This window comes from Pseudomonas sp. IzPS59, assembly GCF_014863505.1.
Taxonomy (GTDB): Bacteria; Pseudomonadota; Gammaproteobacteria; order Pseudomonadales; family Pseudomonadaceae; genus Aquipseudomonas; species Aquipseudomonas kribbensis.
Window position 1 is genome coordinate 2,172,168 of the sequence record NZ_CP062251.1, and the last position, 10,916, is coordinate 2,183,083.

General features: G+C 59.8%; 9 protein-coding genes and 4 tRNA genes. 11 read left to right on the forward strand and 2 right to left on the reverse strand.

Annotated features, from left to right (window positions below; translation table 11 throughout):
* The first annotated feature begins 138 nt into the window (after window positions 1–138).
* Window positions 139–2,154 (forward strand): excinuclease ABC subunit UvrB, encoded by a 2,016-nt coding sequence (gene uvrB, locus IF189_RS09760; RefSeq protein ID WP_134826061.1) that lies wholly within the window; start codon window positions 139–141, stop codon window positions 2,152–2,154.
* Between the two features lie 6 nt (window positions 2,155–2,160).
* Here the strand turns inward: uvrB and IF189_RS09765 are convergent, their stop codons facing one another.
* The gene (locus tag IF189_RS09765) at window positions 2,161–3,651 is read right to left on the reverse strand and encodes an MDR family MFS transporter (RefSeq protein WP_192553567.1); all 1,491 of its coding nucleotides are present in this window, start codon (window positions 3,649–3,651) and stop codon (window positions 2,161–2,163) included.
* Window positions 3,652–3,700: 49 nt separating this feature from the next.
* Entirely contained in the window at window positions 3,701–4,750 is a 1,050-nt protein-coding gene (locus IF189_RS09770; RefSeq protein WP_119427460.1) for an HlyD family secretion protein, read from the reverse strand.
* 230 nt (window positions 4,751–4,980) lie between these two features.
* On the opposite strand from IF189_RS09770, the gene gltX reads away from it, so the two are divergent.
* From gltX to IF189_RS09820, 10 genes are all read left to right on the forward strand, one after another.
* A complete protein-coding gene (gene gltX / locus IF189_RS09775; protein WP_085711989.1) occupies window positions 4,981–6,462 on the forward strand; it encodes a glutamate--tRNA ligase in 1,482 nt (493 codons plus the stop codon).
* Between the two features lie 202 nt (window positions 6,463–6,664).
* Window positions 6,665–6,740, forward strand: a tRNA-Ala gene (locus tag IF189_RS09780).
* 79 nt (window positions 6,741–6,819) lie between these two features.
* Window positions 6,820–6,895 (forward strand) — tRNA-Glu (locus tag IF189_RS09785).
* 53 nt (window positions 6,896–6,948) lie between these two features.
* Window positions 6,949–7,024 (forward strand) — tRNA-Ala (locus IF189_RS09790).
* Between the two features lie 78 nt (window positions 7,025–7,102).
* Window positions 7,103–7,178, forward strand: a tRNA-Glu gene (locus IF189_RS09795).
* 181 nt (window positions 7,179–7,359) lie between these two features.
* Window positions 7,360–7,899 (forward strand): TetR/AcrR family transcriptional regulator, encoded by a 540-nt coding sequence (locus IF189_RS09800; protein WP_119427459.1) that lies wholly within the window; start codon window positions 7,360–7,362, stop codon window positions 7,897–7,899.
* A 30-nt stretch (window positions 7,900–7,929) separates the two neighbouring features.
* Window positions 7,930–8,763 carry an alpha/beta fold hydrolase gene (locus IF189_RS09805; RefSeq protein WP_192553196.1) on the forward strand — a complete coding sequence of 278 codons (834 nt, stop codon included), beginning with the start codon at window positions 7,930–7,932 and terminating at the stop codon, window positions 8,761–8,763.
* Between the two features lie 47 nt (window positions 8,764–8,810).
* The gene (locus IF189_RS09810; protein ID WP_134826065.1) at window positions 8,811–9,272 is read left to right on the forward strand and encodes an acyl-CoA thioesterase; all 462 of its coding nucleotides are present in this window, start codon (window positions 8,811–8,813) and stop codon (window positions 9,270–9,272) included.
* A gap of 35 nt (window positions 9,273–9,307) precedes the next feature.
* Window positions 9,308–10,267 (forward strand): tRNA dihydrouridine synthase, encoded by a 960-nt coding sequence (locus IF189_RS09815; protein WP_085711993.1) that lies wholly within the window; start codon window positions 9,308–9,310, stop codon window positions 10,265–10,267.
* 120 nt (window positions 10,268–10,387) lie between these two features.
* Entirely contained in the window at window positions 10,388–10,834 is a 447-nt protein-coding gene (locus IF189_RS09820; protein WP_102621524.1) for an Hsp20 family protein, read from the forward strand.
* Window positions 10,835–10,916 lie beyond the last annotated feature (82 nt).

Genomic DNA, 10,916 nt, shown 5'->3' on the forward strand with positions numbered 1-10,916 from the left:
GGACGTTTGCCTTGAAAGGCGAGGCAATCGGCTCCACATTCAGCACAATCTTCGTTTTTCCTTGCGCGACATCGGTCGTTTGCGGTCTTTCTCGTGGTGCTGCGGTTTGCCGCCAGCGTCGCGATTCCAGAGGTGTTTATGTCTGAATTCCAGCTCGTCACCCGATTCGACCCTGCCGGCGATCAGCCTGAAGCCATTCGCCAGATGGTCGAGGGCATTGAAGCAGGGCTGGCGCACCAGACCCTGCTCGGTGTGACCGGTTCGGGCAAGACCTTCAGCATCGCCAACGTGATTGCCCAGGTGCAGCGTCCGACCCTGGTGCTGGCGCCGAACAAGACCCTGGCTGCGCAGCTTTACGGCGAGTTCAAGTCGTTCTTCCCGAACAACGCCGTCGAGTACTTCGTCTCCTACTACGACTACTACCAGCCCGAAGCCTATGTGCCGTCGTCCGACACCTTCATCGAGAAGGATGCATCGATCAACGACCACATCGAGCAGATGCGCCTGTCTGCGACCAAGGCATTGCTGGAGCGCAAGGACGCGATCATCGTCACCACGGTGTCGTGCATCTACGGTCTGGGCAGCCCGGAAACCTATTTGAAAATGGTGTTGCACGTCGATCGCGGCGACAAGCTCGATCAGCGTGCGCTGGTGCGGCGACTGGCCGACCTGCAATACACCCGCAACGACATGGATTTCGCCCGTGCGACGTTCCGGGTGCGCGGCGACGTGATCGACATCTATCCGGCCGAGTCCGACCTCGAAGCGATCCGCATCGAGTTGTTCGATGATGAAGTGGAGAGCATTTCCGCGTTCGATCCGTTGACCGGCGAAGTCATCCGCAAGCTTCCGCGCTTCACCTTCTACCCGAAAAGCCACTACGTGACGCCCCGGGAAACCCTGCTCGATGCCATCGAGGGGATCAAGGTCGAGTTGCAGGAGCGCCTGGAATACCTGCGCAGCAACAACAAACTGGTCGAAGCCCAGCGTCTGGAGCAACGTACCCGGTTCGACCTGGAAATGATCCTCGAACTCGGCTACTGCAACGGCATCGAAAACTACTCGCGCTACCTGTCCGGACGCCCGGCCGGTGCGGCGCCGCCAACCCTCTACGACTACCTGCCGGCCGACGCCTTGCTGGTAATCGACGAGTCCCACGTCAGCGTGCCGCAGGTCGGCGCGATGTATAAGGGCGACCGTTCGCGTAAAGAAACGCTGGTGGAATACGGTTTCCGTCTGCCATCGGCGCTGGACAACCGGCCAATGCGTTTCGACGAGTGGGAAGGGGTAAGCCCGCAGACGATTTTCGTCTCCGCTACGCCCGGCAACTACGAAGCCGAACACGCCGGACGAGTGATCGAGCAAGTCGTACGCCCGACCGGTCTGGTCGACCCACAGGTGGAAGTGCGTCCGGCGTTGACCCAGGTTGACGATCTGCTTTCGGAAATCACCAAGCGTGTGGCGCTGGAGGAGCGGGTGCTGGTCACTACGCTGACCAAGCGCATGGCCGAGGACCTGACCGATTACCTCGCCGATCACGGCGTGCGCGTGCGGTATCTGCACTCGGACATCGACACCGTCGAACGGGTGGAAATCATCCGCGACCTGCGCCTCGGCACCTTCGATGTACTGGTGGGGATCAACCTGCTGCGTGAAGGTCTGGACATGCCGGAAGTGTCGCTGGTGGCGATTCTCGATGCGGACAAGGAAGGCTTCCTGCGTTCCGAACGTTCGCTGATCCAGACCATCGGTCGCGCGGCACGTAACCTCAATGGCCGGGCGATTCTCTATGCGGATCGCATCACCGGTTCGATGGAGCGCGCCATCGGCGAGACCGAGCGCCGTCGTGACAAACAGATCGCCTTCAACCTGGCCAACGGCATCACGCCGAAGGGCGTGTTCAAGGATGTCGCCGACATCATGGAAGGCGCCACCGTGCCCGGTTCGCGCAGCAAGAAGCGCAAGGGCATGGCCAAGGCCGCCGAAGAAAACGCCAAGTACGAAGCCGAATTGCGCTCGCCAAGCGAGATCACCAAGCGCATCCGCCAACTGGAAGAGAAGATGTACCAGTTGGCCCGCGATCTGGAATTCGAAGCGGCGGCGCAGATGCGCGACGAGATTGCGAAAATGCGCGAGCGGCTTTTGGCAGTCTGATTCGAGTCAGTGTGCCTCGCCGGCCTTCAGGCCGGCGGGCAGCTTCTTGGTCAGCAAGATCGCCAACATGCTGATCCCCAGCGCAATCCCGACAAAATGAAACGCATCGTTGTAGGCCATGATCAGCGCCTGCTGATGGACGATGTCACTCAATTTTCCCAGCGCCGCCGTGTCACTGCCAAAGCGATCGGTCATCGACGCCAGGCGTTCGGCCACCTGCGGGTTGGTCGGCACCACTGCTTCACGCAGGTAATCGAAGTAGGTCTTGGTGCGTGCATCCAGCAACGTTGCTAGGAGGGCGATGCCGATGGCGCCGCCGAGGTTGCGCAGGATGTTGAACAGGCTCGACGCCGAACCCGCATCCTGCGGCAGGATATAAGCCGTGGCGATCAGCGAAATGGTCACCATGATCAGCGGCTGGCCGAGGGCGCGGATGATCTGGATCTGGTTGAACTGCGGCCCGGCAAAGTCCGGGTTGAGCACGCCGGATGAGAAACTCGCCAGCCCGAACAGCCCGAACCCCAAAGTACACAGCCATTTGGGCGACACGAATTTCATCAGCTTCGGCACCAGCGGAATCAGGAACAGCTGCGGCACGCCCATCCACATGATCACTTCGCCGATCTGCAAGGCGTTGTAATTCTGGATCTGCGCCAGATACAGCGGCAGCAGATAGATCGAGCCGTACAACCCGACGCCCATGCCGAGGCTGGAGATGCTCGACAAGCCAAAGTTGCGATTGCGCAGGATGCCGAGATTGATCAGCGGGTTGGGCTTGGAAATCTGCACGATCACGAAGGTGATCAGGCTCAACAGCGCGATGCTGCCCAGCGTCACGATCAGGCTCGATTCCAGCCAGTCCTTGCGATGACCTTCTTCAAGAAACACCTGCAGGCAACCAAGGCCGATGCCCAGCGTGAGAATGCCGGTGTAATCGGTGCTTTTCAGCAGTTCCCAATGGGCTTCTTTCTTCTCCAGGCCGTACATCAGCCCGGCGATCATGATCAGCCCCGGCGGGATGTTGATATAGAAGATGTACTCCCAGCCCCAGTTTTCCGTGAGCCAACCGCCCAGGGTCGGACCGATGGAAGGGGCGAAAGTGGCGGTCATGGCGAACATTGCCATGCCTTTGGCGCGGTGATGTTCGGGGAGTTTGATCAGGGTCAGGGTGAAGGCCAGCGGAATCAGCGCGCCACCGGTAAAACCCTGCATGGCGCGAAACACGATCATGCTGTCGAGGCTCCAGGCCATCGAGCACAGCAAGGACGAAATCAGAAACCCCAGCGAGACCCACACCGCCAGCCGTCGCGCCGAAAGCAACTGCACCAGCCACGCGGTCAGCGGGATCATGATGATTTCCGCCACCAGATACGAGGTGGAAATCCACGAGCCTTCTTCCAGGGTTGCCGACAGGGCGCCCTGAATGTCTTTGAGTGAGGAGTTAGTGATCTGGATATCGAGCACCGCCATGAAGGCGCCGAGCATGACACTCATCACCGCGATCCAGTCCCGCCGGGTCGGTTCGCCGACCGGGCGGATCAGTTGATCACCGGCCATTGTCTGGGGCGTCTTTGATATTCACGGTGGCGGTGACCGACATGCCCGGACGGATTTTGCCATGCAGCGGGTTGTCAGCCTTGAAGGTCAGTTTGACCGGAATCCGTTGTACGACCTTGGTGAAGTTGCCGGTGGCATTGTCCGGCGGCAACAGGCTGAACTGCGCGCCGGAAGCCGCGAACAGGCTGTCGACCCGCGCTTCGATCGGCGTATCGCCATAAGCGTCGAAGACCAGTTCGGCCTTCTGGCCCGGCTGCATGTGGCCGATCTGGGTTTCCTTGAAGTTGGCCTGCACCCAGATGTCTTCGTCCGGGACGATCGACAGCAGGTACGCGCCGGCCTGAACAATCTGGCCATTGCGTGCAGCACGCTGGCCGACGAGGCCGCTGATCGGTGCGTGGATTTCGCTGCGGGTCAGGTTCAGTTCGGCCTGGGCGAGGTCGGCGCGGGCGTTGGCGATCTGCGCATCAAGGCGCTTGATCTCGGCATTCAGTGCGCTGACCTGCTGGCGTTGGCTCTGCGCATCGGCCTGGGCCTTGGCCACTTGCGAGCGGGCAATGTGATTGTCGGCGGAGAGGGTGGTGACCCGCTCCTCGGAAACGAAACCGGGTTTGCGCAGGGCTTCTGCGCGGGACAGGTCAATCTGCGAGCGGCCCAGTGTCGCTTGCGTGGTTGCCACTTGCGCTTCGCTGGCAGCGATCAGGCTGGATTGTTGAGTCAGTTTGCTCTGAGCCTGCAGGCGCTCGGCTTCACGGGTGGCGAGGGCGGCATTGGCGCGATCGACGGCGAGGCGGAAGTCGTCGCCTTCGAGACGCACCAGCAATTGGCCTTTTTCCACGTGCTGGTTGTCCTGCACCAGGACTTCGTCGATGCGCGCGCTCAACTGGCTCGACACGCGGGTGATCTCGCCCTGGACATAAGCGTTGTCGGTGCTTTCATAAAAGCGTCCCTTGAAAAACCAATGAGCGAAAAAGCCCCCGGCAATCAGCAGGACGAGCAATAGGAAAATGAACAGGCGACGCTTGAGTTGGGCAGGCATGGGCAAACTGTAGTCGAGGAATTGTAAGGAAAGTTATCAGCAGGCGAATCTGGCATACAGCCGATGAACGGTAAATGCCGTCTGCTGATATTCAGCCATTCACCACGGCCTACGGGCGTTACAGACGCAAAATTGGCTTAAATGCCCTGCCCGCTGGAGCGGGGCGGGTGTCGCCTGTTACCATTCGCCGCTTGATTGTTCTTTGCTTTTCATTCTTTTCGAGACATGCCATGACCACCGTCCGCACTCGCATCGCGCCATCGCCTACCGGGGATCCCCACGTAGGTACCGCTTACATCGCATTGTTCAACTACTGCTTTGCCAAGCAGCACGGCGGTGAGTTCATCCTGCGCATTGAAGACACCGATCAACTGCGTTCGACCCGCGAGTCCGAACAGCAGATTTTCGACGCTCTGCGCTGGCTCGGCATCGACTGGAGCGAAGGCCCGGACGTCGGCGGCCCGCACGGTCCTTATCGTCAGAGCGAACGCGGCGATATCTATCAGAAATACTGCCAGCAACTGGTCGACATGGGCCACGCTTTCCCGTGCTTCTGCACCGCTGAAGAGCTGGATCAGATGCGCGCCGAGCAAATGGCGCGCGGCGAAACCCCGCGCTACGACGGCCGTGCGCTGTTGCTGTCCAAGGAAGAAGTCGCGCGCCGCCTGGCTGCCGGCGAACCCCATGTGATCCGCATGAAAGTGCCGACCGAAGGCGTCTGCGTGGTGCCGGACATGCTGCGGGGCGATGTCGAGATCCCGTGGGATCGCATGGACATGCAAGTGCTGATGAAGACCGACGGCCTGCCGACGTACTTCCTGGCCAACGTGGTCGACGACCATCTGATGGGCATCACTCACGTTCTGCGCGGTGAAGAATGGCTGCCATCGGCGCCGAAACTGATCCTGCTCTACGAATACTTCGGCTGGGAACAACCGGAGCTGTGCTACATGCCGCTGCTGCGTAACCCGGACAAGAGCAAGCTGTCCAAGCGCAAGAACCCGACGTCGGTGACGTTCTACGAGCGCATGGGCTTCATGCCGGAAGCGATGCTCAACTACCTCGGCCGCATGGGCTGGTCGATGCCGGACGAGCGCGAGAAGTTCTCGCTGCAGGAAATGGTCGACAACTTCGACCTCAAGCGCGTGTCGCTGGGCGGGCCGATTTTCGACATCGAGAAGCTGTCGTGGCTCAACGGCCAGTGGCTGCGTGACCTGCCGGTGGAAGAGTTTGCCGCTCGCGTACAGAAGTGGGCGTTCAACTCCGAATATATGATGAAGATCGCGCCGCACGTCCAGGGCCGCGTCGAAACTTTCAGTCAGGTCGCACCGCTGGCCGGTTTCTTCTTCGCCGGTGGCGTGAATCCGGATGCCAAGCTGTTCGAATCGAAAAAGCTCTCGGGTGATCAGGTTCGTCAACTGATGCAGTTGATCCTGTGGAAACTGGAAAGCCTGCGTCAGTGGGAGAAGGACAGCATCACCGCGACGATTCAGGCGGTGGTCGAATCTCTCGAGCTGAAGCTGCGTGATGCGATGCCGTTGATGTTTGCGGCGATCACCGGTCAGGCGAGCTCGGTGTCGGTGCTCGATGCGATGGAAATCCTCGGGCCGGACCTGACCCGTTTCCGCCTGCGTCAGGCGATTGACCTGCTGGGCGGCGTGTCGAAGAAAGAAAACAAAGAGTGGGAAAAGCTGTTGGGCGCTATCGCCTGATTGCGTTTGACTCAGCAGGACGCGCCGCAGGCCAGGATCTTTTGATCCCGTCCTTCGGCGTTTTCCCCCGAATTTACGGGGGGAGGGCGGTAAGTGATTGTTATGCCGACAAAAAATTTTGAAATTTTTCAAAAATAAGTTTGACAGGCTTTCGATACGCCCTTAAGATTCGCCCCGTCCTCAGCGATGACATCAACGATGAGGGGCTATAGCTCAGCTGGGAGAGCGCTTGCATGGCATGCAAGAGGTCGACGGTTCGATCCCGTCTAGCTCCACCAATTTACACTTCGAAGCCTGGCCACACCGGCTTCGAAGCGATCAACACTCAGCGTTGATCAGTTGTATAGAAGGGTTTGCGTCCCCTTCGTCTAGTGGCCTAGGACACCGCCCTTTCACGGCGGTAACAGGGGTTCGAGTCCCCTAGGGGACGCCAGTTTTACAGAAGCGATGTTACAAGTAGTCGCTCCGCCGCGAGGCGAAAAATCCGGGGCTATAGCTCAGCTGGGAGAGCGCCTGCATGGCATGCAGGAGGTCAGCGGTTCGATCCCGCTTAGCTCCACCAATTTACAGTTCAAGGTCTGGCCACACCGGCCTTGAATCGATCAGATCTCAGCACTGATCAGTTGTATAGAAGGTTTGTGTCCCCTTCGTCTAGTGGCCTAGGACACCGCCCTTTCACGGCGGTAACAGGGGTTCGAGTCCCCTAGGGGACGCCACGATTACCCGCCTTGCGGGATTTATAAGGGTCATTCAATTATTGAATGACCCTTTTGTTTGTCTGGCGTTTGGCCAAATCTCCTTTTTCCTTAAACTGTGCTTCAGACCAGCGGTCATATTTTCGACTTGCAGAATATTATTATGAGAATAATATTCCAATCGTAATATTCGGAGGCAACGATGAACGACAAAAAAGCTCAAACCCGCGAACGCATCCTCAAGGCTGCCAGCGCCGCTCTGATCCAGCGTGGCCCGGCCGAGCCGAGCGTTGGTGAAGTGATGGGCGCCGCCGGCCTGACTGTCGGTGGCTTCTATGCGCACTTCGAAAGCAAGGACGCGATGATGCTTGAGGCGTTCAAGCAGTTGCTGGGTCGCCGTCGCGACCTGATTGCTGACATGGACTCCGAATTGACCGGCGAAGAACGTCGCGCCCTGGTGGCCGCGTTCTACCTGTCGCGCAAGCACCGTGATTCCAGTGACTCGGCCTGTCCGATTCCGGCCTCCATCGGCGAGCTGGGACGGCTGCCGGAAGAATTCCGCATAGCGCTGAACGAGCACCTGGAACTGATGATTGCGCAGTTGGCTTCAAGCCCTGAAGACATCGATAAAGCGTTGGCCGACGTGGCCCTGATGGTAGGTGGTCTGGCGCTCGCAAGGGCGTTGGGGCCTGGTGATTTGTCCGATCGATTGCTGCGCGCTGCCAAGTCGGCGGTGCGTTGACCTGAAGGCAGCAAGCCTGAGGAGAGAGCGATGAGCACGTTGAAGTGGGTTCGCGGCGTTAATGGCACCTTGGGCTGGTTTGCACCGAAACTGGTGGCAAGCAAAATGCGGCTGGCATTCATGACACCCCGCGCAAACTCGCCACGGGATTGGGAATTGCCGCTGTTGGCTAAATCCGAGCGGATCACTTTGCGTTTCGGCCTCTCTGCTCTGCGCTGGGGGCAAGGGCCGACGGTTCTGCTGATGCACGGTTGGGAAGGGCGGCCGACCCAGTTTGCCGCGTTGATTACCGCGCTGGTCGAATCAGGTTACACCGTCGTCTCTCTCGACGGCCCGGCCCACGGGCGATCACCGGGGCGCGAAGCCAACGTCGTGCTGTTTGCCCGGGCCATGCTCGAAGCCGCCGCTGAATTGCCTCCCCTGCAAGCCGTCATCGGTCACTCCATGGGTGGCGCCAGCGCCATGCTCGCCGTGCAACTGGGCCTGCGCACCGAAACCCTGGTCAGCATTGCCGCGCCCGCCAGGATTCTGGGCGTATTGCGCGGGTTTGCCCGCTACGTCGGCATGCCGCCCAGAGCTCGCTCTGCCTTCATCCGCCAGGTCGAACAGGACGTCGGCATGCGCGCCGCGACCCTCGATGTCGCTCACTATCAACTGGATATGCCTGGCCTGATCGTGCATGCCGAAGACGACACGTTCGTCTCGGTCAAGGAATCCCAACTGATCCACGAGTCCTGGTTTGACAGCCGACTGCTGCGTCTGGAAGCCGGCGGTCATCAGCGCGTGCTGGCCGACCCTCTAGTCATTGATGGCGTGTTATCACTGCTCGCCGGGCGCAGCCTTCAGGCGCGGCAATCGGCCTAGTCATCCGTTACACTGCCTCGGTTGAATCATTTGACCGGGAGTAGGGCATGGGCTGGGATCGGGCAACGCCGTTTACCATTGATCTGCAAGTGGGCGCCGAGGACATCGACGGGCTGGGACACGCGAACAACGCGGTTTACGTCTCCTGGCTCGAACGTTGCGCCTGGCGTCACTCGCAGCGGCTGGGTCTGGATCTGGTCGAGTATCGTCGTCTGGATCGGGCGATGGCGGTGGTGCGACACGAAATCGACTACCTGGCGGCCGCCTACGAAGGTGACGAACTGCAACTGGCGACCTGGATCGTCGATTGGGATCAGCGCCTGAAAATGACCCGACACTTCCAGTTGATCCGCCCCAGCGACAACACCACGCTGCTGCGCGCCCAGACCACCTTCGTCTGCATTGAGCTGTCCACCGGCAAGCCCAAGCGTATGCCCGCCGAGTTCATTGAAGGTTACGGCCCGGCCATCCAGACAGCGGACATGGGTTTAACCCGCGAAACCCAGTAAACTGCCGCACGTTTTTCCTTGAGTGTGTGTTTCCCATGCAAATTGCTCTGGCGCCGATGGAAGGGTTGGTCGACGACATCCTGCGCGATGTCCTGACCCGTGTCGGCGGTATTGACTGGTGCGTGACCGAGTTCATCCGCGTCAACGACCAGTTGCTGACCCCGGCCTATTTCCACAAGTTCGGCCCTGAACTGCTCAACGGTGCCCGTACTGCTTCCGGCGTACCGCTGCGCGTGCAATTGCTGGGTTCCGACCCGGTGTGCCTGGCGGAAAACGCTGCGCTGGCCTGCGAGCTGGGTTCTGAAGTGATCGATCTGAACTTCGGCTGCCCAGCGAAAACCGTCAACAAATCCCGTGGTGGCGCGGTTTTGCTCAAGGAACCGGAACTGCTCAACCAGATCGTCGAACACGTGCGACGTGCCGTACCGGCGCACATCCCGGTCACCGCCAAGATGCGCCTCGGTTTCGACAGCCCGGACGGCTCGCTGGTGTGCGCCACGGCGCTGGCCGAGGGTGGCGCCGAGCATATCGTGGTTCACGCCCGGACGAAGATGGACGGCTACAAGCCGCCGGCCCATTGGGAGTGGATTCCGCGCGTACAGGATGTGGTCAAGGTGCCGGTGTTCGCCAACGGCGACATCTGGAGCGTTGAAGACTGGCGTCGTTGCCGGGAAATCAGCGGTGTCGAAGACATCATGCTCGGTCGTGGTCTGGTTTCGCGTCCCGATCTGGCCAAGCAGATCGCTGCCGCCCGTGCTGGCGAGGAAGTCGTCGAGATGACCTGGGCCGAACTGATGCCACTGATCCAGGACTTCTGGCTGCAAGCCAAAGCGCAGATGACAGCGCGCCAATCCCCGGGCCGCCTGAAGCAATGGCTGGCGATGCTGACCCGCAATTATCCCGAGGCCACCGAGCTGTTTACCGTGCTTCGCCGCGAAACCGAGCCGGACCAGGTCTCGCGTTTGCTGGGCTTGCCGGTCGCCGAAGCCGCCTGAAAAAATCTTCGAATAATCTCTTGAAAACAAAATGCAGGTCCCTATCTAAGGGTTACGCGATGCCGAATTCGGGTCGCGGAGACAAAAAACCTTGCTGATTGTTTTCAGGAGATTTGAATCATGAGTACTGCATTTTCCCTTGCTCCACTGTTCCGTTCCTCGGTAGGTTTCGATCGTTTCAACGACCTGTTCGAAACCGCCCTGCGCAACGAGCCAGGCAGCAGCTATCCTCCTTACAACGTCGAAAAACACGGTGACGATCAATATCGCATCGTCGTGGCGGCGGCCGGTTTCCAGGAAGAAGACCTGGAGCTGCAAGTCGAGAAAGGCGTGCTGACCATCAGTGGTGGCAAGCGTGACGCGAACGAAGGCGTCACTTTCCTGCACCAGGGCATCGCCCAGCGTGCATTCAAGCTGTCCTTCCGCCTGGCCGATCACATCGAGATCAAGGCCGCCGGCCTGAGCAACGGCCTGCTGAGCATTGATCTGTTGCGCGTGATCCCGGAAGAAGCAAAAGCCAAACGCATCCCGATCAACGGGACGCAGAAGCCGGCTCTGCAACACTGATTCACTTGCAGAAACAAATCGCCTGAACGGGCGATAAGCCGCTGAATGAAGGCCCCGATACGTCGGGGCCTTTTTTGTGGGC

Bases quoted from the DNA above. Each gene is read 5' to 3' on its own strand.
- IF189_RS09815 (WP_085711993.1), top strand. From the start codon at position 9,308: ATGCAAATTGCTCTGGCGCCGATGGAAGGGTTGGTCGACGACATCCTG.
- IF189_RS09820 (WP_102621524.1), top strand. From the start codon at position 10,388: ATGAGTACTGCATTTTCCCTTGCTCCACTGTTCCGTTCCTCGGTAGGT.
- IF189_RS09805 (WP_192553196.1), top strand. From the start codon at position 7,930: ATGAGCACGTTGAAGTGGGTTCGCGGCGTTAATGGCACCTTGGGCTGG.
- IF189_RS09810 (WP_134826065.1), top strand. From the start codon at position 8,811: ATGGGCTGGGATCGGGCAACGCCGTTTACCATTGATCTGCAAGTGGGC.
- gltX (WP_085711989.1), top strand. From the start codon at position 4,981: ATGACCACCGTCCGCACTCGCATCGCGCCATCGCCTACCGGGGATCCC.
- uvrB (WP_134826061.1), top strand. From the start codon at position 139: ATGTCTGAATTCCAGCTCGTCACCCGATTCGACCCTGCCGGCGATCAG.
- IF189_RS09770 (WP_119427460.1), bottom strand. From the start codon at position 4,750: ATGCCTGCCCAACTCAAGCGTCGCCTGTTCATTTTCCTATTGCTCGTC.
- IF189_RS09800 (WP_119427459.1), top strand. From the start codon at position 7,360: ATGAACGACAAAAAAGCTCAAACCCGCGAACGCATCCTCAAGGCTGCC.